Below are 15,902 nucleotides of genomic sequence, written 5' to 3'. Positions count from 1 at the left end.
GTCGCTGCTGCCGGACACGATGTGGTGTCGGCCGTCTGGGGTAGGCAGCACTGCTAGGGCGGTCACTTCGTCAGTGTGGCCGGTGAGTTCGGTGAGTTCTATGGCGTTGTCTGGGTCCCACAGGCGTACCGTCCGGTCGCTGCTGCCGGAGACGATGCGGTATTGACCTTCCGGGCCGGGAAGGACGGCCAGGGCGGTCACCTCGTTGGTGTGGCCGGTGAGCTCGGCCAGCTGGATTCCGTTGTCGGGGTCCCACACCCGTACCGCCTCGTCGCTGCTGCCGGAGACGATGTGGTGTCGGCCGTCTGGGGTAGGCAGCACTGCTAGGGCGGTCACTTCGCTGGGATGGCCGGTGAGTTCGGCGAGTTCAGTGGCGTTGTCGGGGTCCCACACGCGTACCGTCTCGTCGCTGCTGCCGGAGACGATGCGGTATTGACCTTCCGGGCCGGGAAGGACGGCCAGGGCGGTCACCTCGTTGGTGTGGCCGGTGAGCTCGGCCAGCTGGGTTCCGTTGTCGGGGTCCCACACCCGTATCGTCTCGTCGCCGGTAGAGACAATGCGGTGTCGTCCGTTCAGACCGGGCAGTACCGCCACCGCAGAAATCCCTCTGGTATGCCCGCCGAGCACGCTTAGCTGAGTTTTTTGGTCGGGGTCCCACACCCGTACGGTCCCGTCGCCGGCCGAGACGATGAGGTGCCGCCCGTCCGCGTTGGGTAGCACCGCTAGTGACGACACCCAGCTTGTGTGACCGGTCAGTCGTGCCAACGGGATGCCGTTGTCGGGGTCCCACACCCGTACCGTCTCGTCCCCAGCGGAGACAATGCGGTGTCGCCCGTCCGGGCTCGGCAGCACTGCCAGAGCGGTCACTTCGCTGGTGTGGCCGGTAAGTTCGGCTAGTTGAGTGCCGTTGTCGGGGTCCCATACGCATATCGTTTCGTCGCCAGCGGAGACGATGCGGTGTCGTCCGTCCTTTCCGGGCAGCACCACTACCGAGCACACCTCGTTAGTGTGGGCGGCAATGGCGGCTAGTAGGGTGCCGGAATCGGCATCCCATATCCGCACCGTCCCGTCGTTGTTGCCGGAGACAATGCGGTACTGCCCGTCTGGGCCAGGCAATGCGGCCACCGCTGACAGCCCTTCCCCGAGTCCGGTGAGTTCGGCCAACAGACTACCGCTGTCGGGATCCCATACCCGTACTGTTCGGTCATTGCTGCCGGAGACAATGCGGTACTGCCCGTCTGGGCCAGGCAGCACCGTAACCGTGAGAACTGCCCCAGTGTGTCCGGTAAGGATGCGGGCAGTGGCGCCAGACCAGACCGCGCTATGCACGTGCCAAGGCCATTCATAGCCGCCAGAGGTGAGCCTGTCGGCAAGGTGGGTCGACCGGGTCTTTCGGGCCCAGATATGTAGCCACCATGCTCGTTCAGATTCGGTCCTGTTGGACCAATCACTGGTGGCGGCGCTCTCAAGAGCGGCGGCTGCGGTGATGTTCTGACGGCGGGTCAGGGTGTGTCGATGCCACAGGACCTGTCCGGGCGGAAAAGAGAGCAGGAAACCGGGATCTGTCACGAGGTCGTCGAGAACCTTGCCAGCGGCGGCGTGGCTGGGCAACTGCAGGCGAGTGTAGTGATCCATGCCGGCCCAATCACGCCGCCCAGTAGTACTGTTCTGGAATGGGATGAGCCACATAGCGATCGCTCGATGTGCTGCCATCCATGCGGCATGCAACCGTTCGGTCAGCCCGGCGTCGAGGGGCTCACGGTCGTCAGCGGTGGCGGGGGCGATGAAGAGGTCTCGAAGACTCTGGTGCCTGACCTGGTACTGGCGCACGTCGCCCACACCGGTAGTGACATCGAGGAAGGCACGGGCTGGCCCGTCTAGCCACTTTGTCAGTTCGCCAGTAACGCCCGGTTGTTGCAAGGCGGCGGCGAGGTCTTTGATGGTGATGCGACGTCTGAGTGCAGCGAGCAGGGCCAAGGCGGGTAGGTGTATATGTTCCCAGGCATGATGCTCGGACCATCTTTGGACATGCTGTTCGTAATACCCGCGAAGTCGGTCTGGCAGGAAGGCGATATCGTTTGGGGGGCGAAGTCCGGCGCGGATTTCGTCGAGTACGTAGCGGAGGTAGATCCACACGCCTTGGCAGCGGTTTAGCAACGTCGTGGTGAAAGCCTCGGCGGTGACTCCGTGATCGCTAAGTGTCCGAGCTAGGGCCGGATCTGAGTTGGGGCCGGATGTGGCTCCCCGGAGGTAGGCGGCCATGTCGGCCAAGTTGTCGGCGCCTTGCACATCGATCTGTGACCAGCCAACCCGGAGTGGATCACGCAGCGCCACTAAGGGAAGTCCGTATCGGCTGGTCGCGATGATGTAGGCCCCCGAAGGTAAGGCGTCCGGGGTGGGCAGTCCGAGTGGGATTCCGGTGCCCATTCCTGGTGGATCTGGTTCGGCCTCGTCCAAGCCGTCAACGATCAGCACTATCGGCCGGCGCTCCGCTGGCGGATGCTGCTCATTTCGAGCTGCTATCGCTGCTCGAATGACCTTGGCGAGCCAGTCCGGCCGCTCTGCTGCAGCTGGAAAGACGTCTCCGGGGGTGAAGCGCTGAGCCAACCGCCAAGCGCCGATCAGTTGAGCTGCCAGGCTTTTACGTGCCTCGACCGGGTTACGCGCGCCACCATCCAGCCCAGTGAAGTGATAAGCGCACGGACGGGTCCAGACCAGATGCGCCGCCAGTGTGCTTTTACCGACCCCGGCTTCGCCGCGGACGACCACATACCCACGGTCGGTCGTGGTGATTCGCTCGTCAATACGGCTGATCAACTCTTTACGGCCTTGAAATCGTGCAAGGTCCAGGAGTTCGAACAGCGGTGCTGGGTCGAAGACCGCGTCATGAACCTGATCGAAGCGGCCAGCCGTGACCTGTACGTAGGTCGGCCCAGTGTTAACGGTGCCAGAAATATCTCGCCCGGCCGCTACCGCACCGGGGGCAAGCTGCCACGATCGGCTCATTATTAGCCGCCCGATTTCGGTGTCCGTCCGGGCTGTTGTCCCGTGGTGTCGATGTCCGCTTGTTCGGTGATGTCTTGTCCGGCGACGACCGCGCCGGGATTCACCCCCAGTGCGGGCGACAGGTCGTGGACCGAGGCAACTGCGGACCCATCAGTGCGGACCCGGCCACCGATGTCCCGGCCAGCGACGACCGCACCCCGCCCAATCCGTTGCTGCGTGTCCATCGGCCGCGCTGCCAGCCACCCTGCCAGCACCGCTCCGGCCAACGTCAGGACGCTGCAGGCGACCCACCACTTCCAGCCGCCGTGAAGCTCGTTGATCACCGCGCTGTTGATCGCGGCTAGCGTTACCCCAACCCCCGCGGTCCAGGCAACCTGACGACCTGCCACCTAATACACCCCTGATCATCGAAGGCGCTGACAGCAGTACCCGAGCGCCACAGTCTAGTAGGCGCCAGCCACGGCGCTCGCGGGCGCGAACACAAAGCGTCAATCACGGCAACCGCCAACTGAACTGTCCGGTCGATGGGCCTTGGGCGAAAGTCGGCGTACAGGTCGACTCGTCCGTCGCCCACCGGCTCAGAGCCGCGTTCAAGGCTGCTGGTCCGATGCCCGCAGCCATCGCCGAGCAGATCCCACCTGCCGAGGCATGTCGGCGGTGGCGCTACGGCCCGGTGGGGTGAGCTGATGCCGGTAGTGGCCGGAAAGGGCGGGCGCACCGCCATCGGGCAGCGAGGAACACGCGGGTGGGCCGCGTGGCGTACGCGATGGCGGTGCGCCCGGTCTGTGGCGCCGCAGCGGTGTCGGGGTCAGACCTGTTCGAGGAGCGTGGCCAGACGTTCCGCGACCGGTGGGGCGTGCAGGTGCAGTCGGGCCACGTTGATGGCGTCGGTGCCGACCACGGAGAGCAGGGCCTGCGGGCCGACCGCGTACACGGCGAAGTAGCCGCCGTGGTTGCGGACGGTGGACTGGCGGAAGTCGCCCTGGCCGAGACGGAGGCTGACCTGGCGGCCCAGGCCGAAGGTTGCCGCCGCCATCGCGGCCAGGTCGTCCGGGTCCAGTTGGACCGGTACGTCGTGGGTGATGCGTAGTCCGTCCACGCCGCCAAGGACACTTCCCTGCACGCCGGGGATCTGTAGGCGCAGCTCGGCCATCTCGGTCCCGATCGCCGGGTACGGCAGTGACGGGTTGCCGGCCAGTGACGGTGGGAGCCTGGGCGGTGGCGGGGCGGCGGGCTGCCGGGCGGTACGGCGGGGCAGGAACGTGTCGCGGTTGTTCACAGTTCCAACTGCTCCTCGATGGCGCGCAGCTGGTGCCGGGCGAGCGCCAGGTTGGAGCGGGACTTGCTGAGCATCAGGTAGAGGAAGAGGCCCTTGCCGTTGGAGCCGGTGAGCGGCCGGATGATGTGGTACTGGCCGCCGAGGGTGATGAGCATGTCCTCGATGTCGTCGTTGAGCTTCAACATCTCGATGGTGCGCATCTTGGCGCGTACCACGTCGGTGTTGCCGGCCGCCGCGACGGTCAGGTCGATCTCGGGGGTTCCACCGGCCACGCCGAGCGTCATCCCGCTGGTGTAGTCGACGAGCGCGACGCCGATCGCGCCGTCGATGGTCATGGCGTCCTTGAGTGCGGAGTCGAGGTTGGCCACGGTGCCTCCAGGTCTGACTGGCGCGGCTACCCACGCCAGCGCATGGTCTTCCGGGAGATTCGGTCCCGACGAAGAAATCTCGCACGAGGGTGGCACACGTTCCGTCTCATCTGCACCCCGAGCAGCGCGAACAGACTGAGCGGGCCACGCTAGGTGACCGCCGGGCTGATGGAGATCGTCGCTGCGGTGGATGTCTGGTGGTTCACTTCGCTGCTACCTACTCCACCTGTGAGCTGGGAAATCTGGCACTGGCGGGCGGTTTCCGAGAGTACGGAGGTAACCCGGGGTACGCACCCGACCCGACCGGGCACAGCATGTCGGGTCGACCGGCCCGGTGCGGCCATAGCTTGGACCACACAAGGGAGGGAGACCCGGTGCTGGAGCGGCTCAACCAGGCGATGGAGCACCTTGAGCGGCACCTCGACCGGCCGGTCGAGATCGCCGAACTGGCCCGGATAGCGGTCACGTCGGAGTACCACTTCCGGCGGCTGTTCTCCGCGCTGGCCGGCATTCCGCTGTCCGAGTACGTGCGCCGCCGACGGCTCACCATGGCGGCGGCGGAGGTGGTCGCGGGGGAGCGCACGCTGCTCGACATCGCGGTCCGCTGGGGGTACGGCTCGGCTGAGGCGTTCGCCCGGGCGTTCAGGGCCGTGCACGGCGTCGGTCCGGGCGAGGCTCGGCGTACGAAGGCGCCGCTGCACGCCCAGCCCCGGATGTCCTTCCGACTCATCGTCGAAGGGAGCAGCAGCATGCGATACCGCATCGTACGCAAGGACCCGTTCTCGCTGGTCGGGCGCAAGGCCCGGGTACCGCTGGTGCACGAGGGGATGAACCCGGCGATCGTCGCCTTCGTCCGGAGCATCGAGCCGGCGACCCGGGAGCGGATCGAGGCGTTGTCCGACCAGGAACCGGCGGGGATCGTCAACGTCAGCGACGGGCTGGCCGGCAACCGCGAGGAGGGCACCGAACTGGATTACTGGTACGGCGTGGTCACCGGCGCCGAGGTGCCGGCGGATCTGGACGTGCTGCCGGTGCCGGCGGGCGACTGGGCGGTGTTCGAGGTGTCCGGGGAGTTCCCGGCGGCCGTGCAACACCTGTGGCGGGACGTGTTCACCCAGTGGTTCCCGTCCAACCCGTACCGTTCCCGCCCCGGGCCGGAGATCTCCCGTACCCGGCTCTCCGCCGACGGCGCCCACGCCGAGGCCGAACTGTGGATCCCGGTGGAACCGGTCTCCGCCTGAGGCACACCCGATCCGGGTCGGCACCGCCCGCGCCGGGCGGCGGGTCGAGCGCCGATCCGGGTCAGGCGGGGCGGTGCGCGGCCGGGGGTACCGGGTCGCCGAGGGCGGCGAGGACCCGGCGCTGGAACTCGCGGGCCGATGGGCCGGTCGGCGGGGTGCCACCGGTGCGGGCGGCGATCGACCGTTCGACCAGGTCGGTGCTGGTGGCGTCGACCAGCGGCCCGGCGTCGGCCAGCAGCCGGCGGCCGGCGGCCACCTTGGGCAGCCACACCCCGTGTCGCAGCCGTACCCAGGACCGGCAGGCGCCGAGGACGGCGTCCTCGGCGCCGGGGGCCGGTACCTCGCCGGGCGGTACGGGTAGCGCCAGCCACCAGCGCAACGCCTCCCCGATCAGCCGGCGCAGGTCGTCGGGGGCCAGGTCGGCGAAGGCTTCGGCGGCGGGCGGGCCGGACAGGGTCCGCCCGCTCTGGTGCAGGATGCTGCGGTCCAGGGCGTACCAGAACAGGCCGTCGGCGGCGGGCCGGTCGGCCGGCCCGTACGAGGCCCGGAAGTCCATCCCGGCGCCGGTGTTCAACTCGACCTCGAACCCCGGCTCGGGGGTGCCGGAGCGGGCCACCTCCCGCCGGTACACGACCAACTCCAGGCCCCGTGCCGGGCACGGCAGCGCCTCGTGGCGCAGCCGCGCCACCAGTTCGCCCGCGACCGCCCGGTCCAGCCGGTCGGCGCAGACCAGCGCCACGTCGACGTCGCTGCGGCCCGGCTGGTAGGCGCCCAGGCCCACCGACCCGGCCGCGTACGAACCGTGGAGCCCGGCACCGAGCAGGTCAGCGCAGACCGCGACCAACTCGGTCAGGTACCGCCGGAGTGGCTCATCCATGCTCAAGTTCGCCGGGCTCGCCCCACAGCGTGCCGGGGGGCAGGAAGAACGCCGAGTGCTCCGCGCCGAGGGCGTGCCGGATCACCAGCCGGGAGTGCTCGTCCAACTCGGGCAACCGGCCCGGCGGGAACCAGGCCACGGCCAGCGACTCGTCGTCGTTGACCCGTGCCTCGCCGCCGAGCAACCGGCAGTGGAAACCGAGGTTGAGGTACTCGCACTGGTCCCCGTTCGGGTAGCGGTGCGGGTGCGAGACCGCGCTGCTGAGCCGTAACGGCTCGACCTCCAGGCCGGTCTCCTCCAGCACCTCGCGGACCACCGCGGTGGCCGGCTGCTCGCCCGGCTCCACGAAGCCGCTCACCACCGCCCACCGGCCGTCGTCGGCGCGCTGGCCCAGCAACAGTTCGCCCGCGTCGTTGCGGACGACCGCGCTGACGCTCGGCAGCCAGAGCAGGTCATGTCCGACGTGCTTACGCATCCGCAGGATGTAGTCCGGTACGCCCACCCGGCGACCTTAGCCCTCCGCCGGACGTCGCCTCGCACCCGGCCCGGACCCGCACCACCCCCACCGATCCTGGGCCCGGACGGTCGATCCGCCCGTTTCGGCCCGCCGGCCGCATACCCCGTCTACTGTGGAAAAGGCTGGTGACTTGCGGTGTTCCGGTGGCGGGCGGTCGCTTATCGGTGCACAGTGATCCCATGAGCGACAGCGGACGTGGACGCTACTACTGGTGTACGCGACATCACCGGGTCGAGACCGAGGCCGACGTGTGTCCGGCGCGACACGTTCTCGGACCCTACGCCTCTGCCGCCGACGCCGAGAACGCCCTGCAACAGGTGCGGGAGCGCAACGAGGCGTGGGAGGCCGAGGACAGCCGCTGGGCCGGGGAGGAGAAGTAGCCGACGCGGGACGCCTCCCGCGTCGTAGAGCACCGCGTGCGCCGCGAGGGCGGTGACACGTCCCCAAGGAGGGAACCGAGATGGCCGAAGCACAGCAGGCCACCCGCCCGGCCGCGAAGCGTACGCCCGCGAGGAGGACCGCCGCGACGGAACGTACCGCGGGCCTGACCCGTACCCCGTCCAGCCGTCGGGCCGACGGCACTGCGCCGGCGGCCCGGAAAGCGTCCGGCGGCACCGCGCGGACCACGGCGGCCAAGAGCACCGCCACCAAGGCACCCGCGAAGAAGACGGCGGCGAGCAAGGCGCCCGCGAACCGGGCCGCGAAGAAGACCACCACCACCGCCGCGAAGAAGACCACGGCGGCGAAGAAGACCACGGCGGCGAAGAAGACCACGGCGGCGAAGACGGCGGCCGCGAAGAAGACCACCGTGGCGAAGACGGCGGCGAAGGCGTCCGGTCGCCCGGCGACGGCGGGCAAGGCCACGCCGGCTCGCAAGACCACGGCGGCGACCACGCAGACGCCCGCCCGCAGGACCACGACGGCGGCCCGGAAGACCACCGCGACCGGGGCACCCGCGAAGAAGGCGACCGCCGCGAAGAAGGCGACCGCGACCCGGCCCGCGACGGGCGCGCGGAAGACCACCGCGACGAGGGCGCCCGCGAAGAAGACTGCCGCCCGCAAGACCACCACGTCGCCGGCCCGCAAGTCGGTGTCGGCCGCGAAGGCACCGGCCCGTAAGACCGCGACGAAGGCGACCGCGACCAAGGCACCGGCCCGTAAGACGGTGTCCGCGACCAAGGCACCGGCCCGTAAGACGGTGTCGGCCGCGAAGGCGCCGGCCCGTAAGACGGCGACGAAGGCGCCCGCGAAGAGGGCGACCGCCGCGAAGAAGGCGACCGCGACCCGGCCCGCGGCGGGCGCGCGGCAGACCACGGCGGCGAAGGCGCCCGCCCGCAAGGCCACCACCAGGGCGGGCGCGGCGACGAAGCAGACCAGCGCCGCCAAGGCGTCGGGGCGTACGGCCTCGGCGGGGCGGGCCCGCAAGAGCGCCGGCTGACCCGGCGTACGCCCGACGGCCGTCGGTCGGGGGAGGGCGCGGCGGGCGAGGCGCTGTCAGGATTGGCCCATGGTCATCCGACGGGTCCTCGCACCACGCATCGACTTCGGGGCGTTGCGCCGCGAGTTGGGGCTGCCCGACCACTACCCGGAGGCGGCGCGGCGGGAGGCTGACGAGGCCGCCGCCGCGCCGCCCCGGCCGGGCGTCGACCGCACGGACATAGCGCTGGTGACCGTCGACCCACCCGGCTCGCGTGACCTGGACCAGGCGATGCAGCTCAGCCGCCGCGCCGGTGGCGGCTTCCGGGTGCGGTACGCGATAGCCGACGTCGCCGCCCACGTACGCCCGGCTGGTGCTCTGGAGGAGGAGACCTGGCGGCGGGGGCAGACCGTGTACCTGCCCGACGGCAACGTGCCGCTGCACCCGCACAGTCTCGGCGAGGGCGCGGCCAGCCTGCTGCCCGACGTCGACCGGGCGGCCGTGTTGTGGACCATCGACCTGGACGCCGACGGTGGCACCACCGCCGTGCGGCTGGAACGGGCGCTGGTGCGCAGCCGGGCCCAACTGGACTACCCGGGAGTGCAGGCCGACGCCGACGCGGGTCGGCTGCCGGAGCCGATCGCCCTGCTGCCCGAGATCGGGGCGCTGCTCACCGCCCGGGGGCTGCGTCGGGGCGCGATCAACCTGCCGATCCCGGAGCAGGACGTGGTGGCCGACGGCGACGGTTGGCGGTTGGTGCTGCGGGCCCCGGTGCCGCTGGAGGAACACAACGCGCAGATCTCCCTGCTCACCGGGATGGCCGCCGCGGATCTGATGCTGGCCGGCGGGATCGGTCTGCTGCGTACGATGCCCGCCCCGAAACCCGAGGCGGTGCAGCGCCTGCGCGCGGCGGCCACCCCGCTGGGCGTGCACTGGCCGGACGAGGTGGGCGTCGGTGAGTTGCTGCTCGGGCTGGACCCGGCGCAGCCCCGGGCCGCCGCCTTCGTCGACCAGGCGGCCGAGCTGATGCGGTCGGCCGCGTACACCGCCTTCGACGGCGAGCCGCCGGGGCAGCCGGCGCACGGCGGGGTGGCGGCCGCGTACGCCCATGTCACGGCGCCGTTGCGCCGACTGGCCGACCGGTACGCCACGGAGGTTTGTCTGGCCCTGCACGACGGCCGCGCGATACCCGACTGGGCCCGTGCGGCGCTGCCCCGGCTGCCGGCGGTGATGGCCGCCACCGACCGCACCGCGTCGGCGGCCAGCCGGGGCGCGATCGACCTGGCCGAGGCGGTCCTGCTGCGGCACCGGGTGGGCGAGACGTTCGACGCGGCCGTGCTGGACGTGGACGCGCCGCCGAACGGCCGTACCCGTCCGGGTCGCCCGCCCGGTGGCACGGTCGCCCTGGACGATCCGCCGGTACGCGCCCGCTGCCTCGGGGAACTGACGCTGGGCACCCGGGTGCGGGTGCGGCTGGTGACCGCCGATCCGGCCACCCGTACCGTCTCCTTCGAACTGGTCTGACGCCGCCGGCCGATCGTCGTCCGCGCCGCAGGGGGCTTTGTCACAGTGGCGGTCGTCGCTGCCAGCTGGGCGGAACTGGAAGGATGACGACCATGGCATACGACCCGAGTGACCTGCCCGACGTGTCCGGACTCACCGTCGGCATCATCGGTGGCACCGGCGACCAGGGTCGCGGGCTGGCCTACCGGTTCGCCCGCGCCGGTCAGCCGGTGCTGATCGGCTCGCGCTCCGCGCAGCGGGCCGCGCAGTCGGCCGAGGAGATCGCCGCGCTGCCGGGGGTGCCGGCCGGCGGCAGCGTCACCGGGGCGGACAACGACGAGGTGGCCCGGCGCAGTGACGTGGTGATCATCGCGGTGCCCTGGGACGGGCACGCCGCCACCGTCTCCGCGCTCGCCGAGCCGCTGGCCGCCAAGATCGTGGTCGACTGCGTCAACCCGCTCGGCTTCGACAAGCAGGGCCCGTACGCGCTGCCGGTGCCCGAGGGCAGCGCGGCCCAGCAGGCCGCCGCGCTGCTGCCCGACTCCCGGGTCTGCGCGGCGTTCAACCACGTCAGCGCCCCGTTGCTGGCCGACCCGGAGATCGACCGGATCGACCTCGACGTGCTGATCTGCACCGAGGAGCGCGAACTGGTCGGGGTCGTCGCGGCGCTCGCCGCCCGCATCCCGGGCATGCGCGGCGTCTACGCCGGGCGGCTGCGCAACGCCCACCAGATCGAGGCGTTCACCGCCAACCTGATCGCGATCAACCGGCGCTACAAAACCCACGCCGGCGTCCGCGTCACCGACCTCTGAGCTTCCTTCCTCGACCTTGGTACGAAGTCGCCCCTCCGAGGGCCCGTTCGTACCAAGATCCAGGAAGGGGTGGGGCTAGAAGGTGTGTTCGGGGGCGGGGAATTGGGTGGTGCGGACCTCGTGGGCGAAGTTGCGGGTTGCCTCGTCCAGGGTGCTGGCCAGGTCGGCGTAGCGCTTCACGAAGCGCGGGGTGCGGCCGGTGCGCAGGCCGGCCATGTCCTGCCAGACCAGCACCTGGGCGTCGGTCTCCGGTCCGGCGCCGATACCCACCGTCGGGATCGGCAGTTCGGCCGTGATCCGCTTGGCGACCTCACCGGGCACCATCTCCAGGACCACCGCGAAGGCGCCCGCCTCGGTCACCGCCCGGGCGTCGGCGATCACCTCCTCGGCGGTGTCGCCGCGACCCTGCACCCGGTAACCGCCGAGGGTGTGCTCACTCTGCGGGGTGAACCCGATGTGCGCCATGACCGGGATGCCGGCGCCGACGATGGCGGCGATCTGGTCGGCGCAGCGCCGGCCGCCCTCCAGCTTCACCGCGTGGCAGCCGCCCTCCTTCATGAACCGCACGGCGGTACGCAGCGCCTGCGTCGGCCCCTCCTCGTACGACCCGAACGGCAGGTCGCCGACGACGAGGGTGTGCCGGGTGGCCCGGACCACCGCCCGGACCAGGGGCAGCAGTTCCTCGGCGGTCACCGGCAGGGTGGTCTCGTAGCCGAACACGTTGTTCGCCGCCGAGTCGCCCACCAGCAGCACCGGGATCCCGGCGGCGTCGAAGATCGAGGCCGTGTACTGGTCGTACGAGGTGAGCATCGGCCACTTCTCGCCGCGCTCCTTGGCGGCGATCAGGTCACGGGTGCGGACCCTTCGGGTGGCCGGGCCGCCGTATAGCGCGGTCACCTCGGCCGGGGTGGATTCCACCATGACTGTCTCCTTTCCTCGAGGCCGCGTACGCGGTCCCCGGGCTCTGCCGCGATCGTCGCACCGTCGGCCCCGATCGCGGCAGGTCGGAGTGGAGGAATTCACTCCGGGCGAGCTTAGCCGTCCTCGCGCCACCGGTTGGTGATCGGCAGCCGCCGATCCCGACCGAACGCCTTCATGGAGATCTTCGTGCCGGGAGCGGACTGGCGCCGCTTGTACTCGGCGGTATCCACCATCCGCAGCACCTTGTCCACCACCGCCGGGTCGTGACCGGAGGTGACCAGGCCCTCGCGGCCGAGATCGCCGTCGACGTAGCCGATCAGGATCGGGTCGAGTACGTCGTAGTCGGGCAGCGTGTCGCTGTCCAGCTGACCCGGGCTCAGCTCGGCGCTCGGCGGCTTGCCGATCGAGTTCTCCGGAATCGGCGGCGTCTCGCCCGTCCGGGCCGCCTCCGCGTTGCGCCACTTGGCCAGCCGCCAGACCAGCGTCTTCCACACGTCCTTGATCGGGTTGAAGCCGCCGACCGAGTCGCCGTAGAGGGTGGAGTAGCCGACCGCCAGTTCGCTCTTGTTGCCGGTGGTGAGCACCAGGTGGCCCTCCTGGTTCGACAGCGCCATCAGGATCACCCCGCGCACCCGGGCCTGGAGGTTCTCCACCGCCACCCCGGACAGCGACAGGTTCGCCAGGAAGGTGTCCACCATCGGCTGGATCGGCTCGACCCGGTAGTCCAACCCGGTGCGTTTGGCCAGGTCGGCCGCATCCTCCCGGCTGTGCTCCGAGGAGTGCTGGCTGGGCATGGAGACGCCGACCACCCGGTCCGGGCCGAGCGCGTCCACCGCGATGGCCGCCACCACCGCCGAGTCGATGCCGCCGGAGAGGCCGAGCACCACCGAGGGGAACCGGTTCTTGTCCACGTAGTCGCGCAGCCCGAGCACCAGCGCCTGCCACACCTCCGCCTCGTCGGCGACCGGCTCGATGACCCCGCCGACCGCCGCCGGGCCGTCCGGCGCCGGTGGGATGCCCTCGACGGTACGGCGGACCACCCGCAGCCCGTCGGCGACCTCGGCGCCGTCGGCTGCCTCGCCCCCGTCGGCGGCCGGCGGCACCTGCACGTCGTGGACGAGCAGATGCTCGACGAACTGCGGCGCCCGGGTCAGCAGCGTCCCGTCCGGCGCCACGATCATCGAGTCGCCCTCGAAGACCAACTCGTCCTGGCCACCGATCATGTTCACGTAGGCGATGGTGGCCCCGGCCTCGGCGGCGCGACGGCGGACCACCGGCAGCCGCAGGTCGTCCTTGTTCAGCTCGTACGGTGAGCCGTTGATGTTGACGACCAGCCCGACGCCGGCCTGCCGGGCGGCGGCGAAGGGCCCACCGGCCTGCCACAGGTCCTCGCAGATGGTCAGCGCCACGTCGACCCCGTCGAGGCGGACCACGGTGAGCATGTCCCCGGGGACGAAGTAGCGGTCCTCGTCGAAGACCCCGTAGTTGGGCAGATGGTGCTTGAAGTAGGTGACCACCACCTCGCCCCGGTGCAGCAGCGCGGCCGCGTTGCGGGCCCCGTGCCCCGGCTCGGCGTCGGCGCTGACCTGCGGTGGGCCGTCGGCGTCCAGGTAACCGACCACGATCGGGAGTTCGCCCAGCCCGTCGGCGGCCAGATCGGCGGCGAGCCGGTCCAGCGCCGCCTTCGACGCGGCGATGAAGGACCGCCGGAAGACCAGGTCCTCCACCGGGTAGCCGGTCAGCATCATCTCGGGGAAGAGCACCAGCTGGGCGCCGGCCTCGGCGGCTCGACGGGACCAGGCGCGGACCAGGTCGGCGTTGCCGGTGAGGTCGCCGACGCCGGGGTTGACCTGGCACAGGGCAAGACGCAGGGTGGGCATGTCCTCATCTTGCCCCAGCGGGGTGGGGTCGACACGTGGGCGTGCGCAGCCGGCCGCCGGACCTGGCGACCGACCGCCGGTCGGGACTGCGCGGGACGCGGTGGCGGCGATTCGCGTAACGTCTGCGTAATCGGGCCGGTGAAGACTGGTCGGTCAGGTCGGGCAAAGCCCGGTCGAAGGCGGACATAGAGTCGCGGAAGGTTGGGTCAGTGGACCGTCAGCAGGAGTTCGTCCTCCGTACGCTGGAAGAGCGGGACATCCGCTTCGTCCGGCTCTGGTTCACCGATGTGCTCGGCACGCTCAAGAGCGTCTCGGTCGCCCCCGCCGAGTTGGAGGCCGCCTTCGACGAGGGCATCGGGTTCGACGGGTCGGCGATCGAGGGCTTCGCCCGGGTGTTCGAGTCCGACATGGTGGCCATGCCCGACCCGACGACCTTCCAGGTCTTTCCGTTCGAGGGTGGGGTCAGCGGCGAGAGCGCCCGGATGTTCTGCGACATCCTGCTGCCCGACGGCGGCCCGTCCTGGGCCGACCCCCGGCACGTGCTGCGCCGGGCGCTGTCCCGGGCGGCGGAGAAGGGCTTCACCTTCTACACCCACCCCGAGATCGAGTTCTTCCTGCTGGAGAACGGGCCGATGGACGGCTCGGTGCCGGTGCCGGTGGACACCGGCGGCTACTTCGAGCACACCACCCACGCGGTGGCGCGGGACTTCCGCCGCCAGGCGGTGCTGTCGCTGGAGCGGATCGGCATCTCGGTGGAGTTCAGCCACCACGAGGTCGCCCCCGGTCAGCAGGAGATCGACCTGCGCTACGCCGACGCGCTGACCACCGCCGACAACATCATGACCTTCCGGCACGTGGTCAAGGAGGTGGCGCTCTCCACCGGAGTGCAGGCCACCTTCATGCCCAAGCCCTTCACCGACCAGCCGGGCAGCGGCATGCACACCCACCTGTCGCTGTTCGAGGGGGAGCGCAACGCGTTCCACGACGCCAGCGACCCGATGAAGCTGTCCAAAGTGGCCCGGGCGTTCATCGCCGGGCTGCTGGTCCACGCCCGCGAGTACACCGCGGTCACCAACCAGTGGGTGAACTCCTACAAGCGCCTCTTCCCGCAGGCCCTGCCGGACCGGGTGACCGAGAGCCCGGCGTACGTCTGCTGGGGTCACCTGAACCGCTCCGCGCTGGTCCGCGTCCCGGCGTACGGCAAGCCGAACTCGGCCCGGGTGGAGGTCCGCTCGCCCGACTCGGCCGCCAACCCGTACCTGGCCTTCGCGGTGCTGCTCGGCGCCGGGATGAAGGGCATCGAGGAGGGGTACGAGCTGCCGCCGGGCGCCGAGGACGACGTCTGGTCGCTGACCAGCGCCGAACGCCGGGCAATGGGGTACGAGCCGTTGCCGGAGAACCTGGCCGAGGCGATCGACGTGATGGCCGGCTCCGAACTGGTCGCCGAGGTGCTCGGCGAGCACGTCTTCGACTTCTTCCTGCGCAACAAGCGGGCCGAGTGGGAGCAGTACCGCCGCGAGGTCACGCCGTACGAGCGCCAGCACTACCTGTCGCTCTGACCCGCCGGGCTGCCGGTCGTTGCGGGCTGTCGCTATCGTCTCGATCACCGTGCCGGCGCCCTGCCGGTGCGATGAGGAGTCGGGGAGGCAGTCGGTGCTGGAGGATCTGCTCAGCGGGGCCTGGCAGAGCGTGGTGTTCGGGTTCGTCGGCGTCGGCCTGATGGCCGCCGGCTTCGTGCTGGTCGACTTGCTCACGCCCGGCAAGCTACGGGACCTGATCTGGGTACGCCGCAACGCCAACGCCGGGCTGCTGCTCGCCGCCAACCAACTCGGCGTCGCCGGGATCGTGTTCACCGCGATCCTGACCAGTTACCACGACTTCGCCAAGGGCCTGGCCTCGACGGTGCTGTTCGGACTGATCGGCCTCGGCATCATGGCGCTGGCCTTCGTCGTCCTGGACCTGCTCACGCCGGGCAAGCTCGGCGAGGTCATCTGCTCCGACGAACCGCACCCGGTCGCCCGGGTCAGCGCCGCCAGCCACTTCGGCGCCGCCCTCATCGTCTGCGCCTGCATCGCCTGAGC

The 15,902-nt window shown here is 70.5% G+C and carries 14 protein-coding genes and 1 pseudogene; 7 read left to right on the top strand and 8 right to left on the bottom strand.

Annotated features, from left to right (window positions below; all coding sequences use genetic code 11):
• The 4 genes and pseudogenes from E0H26_RS27385 to E0H26_RS27370 all read right to left on the bottom strand — a co-directional run.
• Positions 1-3,006 (bottom strand): annotated as a pseudogene (locus tag E0H26_RS27385) (hypothetical protein); the annotation flags it as partial.
• A gap of 2 nt (positions 3,007-3,008) precedes the next feature.
• Positions 3,009-3,395, bottom strand: coding sequence for a hypothetical protein (locus E0H26_RS27380; protein ID WP_131309013.1), 387 nt, complete (start codon positions 3,393-3,395; stop codon positions 3,009-3,011).
• A gap of 419 nt (positions 3,396-3,814) precedes the next feature.
• Positions 3,815-4,285, bottom strand: a complete 471-nt coding sequence (locus tag E0H26_RS27375) for a roadblock/LC7 domain-containing protein (RefSeq protein WP_131309010.1) — start codon at positions 4,283-4,285, stop codon at positions 3,815-3,817.
• Positions 4,282-4,653, bottom strand: coding sequence for a hypothetical protein (locus E0H26_RS27370; protein WP_131309007.1), 372 nt, complete (start codon positions 4,651-4,653; stop codon positions 4,282-4,284). The genes E0H26_RS27375 and E0H26_RS27370 overlap by 4 nt, the downstream gene beginning before the upstream one ends.
• A gap of 374 nt (positions 4,654-5,027) precedes the next feature.
• On the opposite strand from E0H26_RS27370, the gene E0H26_RS27365 reads away from it, so the two are divergent.
• A complete protein-coding gene (locus E0H26_RS27365; protein WP_131309004.1) occupies positions 5,028-5,894 on the top strand; it encodes an AraC family transcriptional regulator in 867 nt (288 codons plus the stop codon).
• Between the two features lie 61 nt (positions 5,895-5,955).
• Here the strand turns inward: E0H26_RS27365 and E0H26_RS27360 are convergent, their stop codons facing one another.
• Both E0H26_RS27360 and E0H26_RS27355 read right to left on the bottom strand, forming a co-directional pair.
• On the bottom strand, positions 5,956-6,771 hold the full coding sequence (locus E0H26_RS27360) for a nucleotidyltransferase domain-containing protein (protein ID WP_131309001.1): 816 nt from the start codon (positions 6,769-6,771) through the stop codon (positions 5,956-5,958).
• Positions 6,764-7,273, bottom strand: coding sequence for an NUDIX hydrolase (locus E0H26_RS27355; protein WP_131308998.1), 510 nt, complete (start codon positions 7,271-7,273; stop codon positions 6,764-6,766). The genes E0H26_RS27360 and E0H26_RS27355 overlap by 8 nt, the downstream gene beginning before the upstream one ends.
• 194 nt (positions 7,274-7,467) lie before the next feature.
• Here E0H26_RS27355 and E0H26_RS27350 point away from each other — a divergent pair, with 194 nt between their 5' ends.
• From E0H26_RS27350 to npdG, 4 genes are all read left to right on the top strand, one after another.
• On the top strand, positions 7,468-7,668 hold the full coding sequence (locus E0H26_RS27350; protein WP_240742414.1) for a hypothetical protein: 201 nt from the start codon (positions 7,468-7,470) through the stop codon (positions 7,666-7,668).
• Positions 7,669-7,748: 80 nt separating this feature from the next.
• Positions 7,749-8,726 (top strand): histone, encoded by a 978-nt coding sequence (locus tag E0H26_RS30375; RefSeq protein ID WP_276320422.1) that lies wholly within the window; start codon positions 7,749-7,751, stop codon positions 8,724-8,726.
• Positions 8,727-8,795: 69 nt separating this feature from the next.
• Entirely contained in the window at positions 8,796-10,229 is a 1,434-nt protein-coding gene (locus tag E0H26_RS27340; RefSeq protein ID WP_131308992.1) for an RNB domain-containing ribonuclease, read from the top strand.
• Between the two features lie 92 nt (positions 10,230-10,321).
• The gene (gene npdG / locus E0H26_RS27335) at positions 10,322-11,020 is read left to right on the top strand and encodes an NADPH-dependent F420 reductase (protein ID WP_131308989.1); all 699 of its coding nucleotides are present in this window, start codon (positions 10,322-10,324) and stop codon (positions 11,018-11,020) included.
• Between the two features lie 75 nt (positions 11,021-11,095).
• On the opposite strand, the gene panB is transcribed toward npdG, so the two are convergent.
• A complete protein-coding gene (gene panB / locus E0H26_RS27330) occupies positions 11,096-11,941 on the bottom strand; it encodes a 3-methyl-2-oxobutanoate hydroxymethyltransferase (RefSeq protein ID WP_131308985.1) in 846 nt (281 codons plus the stop codon).
• 113 nt (positions 11,942-12,054) lie between these two features.
• Positions 12,055-13,821 (bottom strand): NAD+ synthase, encoded by a 1,767-nt coding sequence (locus E0H26_RS27325; RefSeq protein WP_131308982.1) that lies wholly within the window; start codon positions 13,819-13,821, stop codon positions 12,055-12,057.
• A gap of 209 nt (positions 13,822-14,030) precedes the next feature.
• On the opposite strand from E0H26_RS27325, the gene glnA reads away from it, so the two are divergent.
• Both glnA and E0H26_RS27315 read left to right on the top strand, forming a co-directional pair.
• On the top strand, positions 14,031-15,380 hold the full coding sequence (glnA, locus tag E0H26_RS27320) for a type I glutamate--ammonia ligase (protein WP_131308978.1): 1,350 nt from the start codon (positions 14,031-14,033) through the stop codon (positions 15,378-15,380).
• Positions 15,381-15,474: 94 nt separating this feature from the next.
• On the top strand, positions 15,475-15,900 hold the full coding sequence (locus E0H26_RS27315) for a DUF350 domain-containing protein (protein WP_131308975.1): 426 nt from the start codon (positions 15,475-15,477) through the stop codon (positions 15,898-15,900).
• Positions 15,901-15,902 lie beyond the last annotated feature (2 nt).

The organism is Micromonospora zingiberis, assembly GCF_004331455.1.
Lineage (GTDB): Bacteria > Actinomycetota > Actinomycetes > Mycobacteriales > Micromonosporaceae > Micromonospora > Micromonospora zingiberis.
The sequence above is the reverse complement of the archived record's forward strand: the minus strand, read 5'-3'. Positions and strand labels throughout refer to the sequence as shown.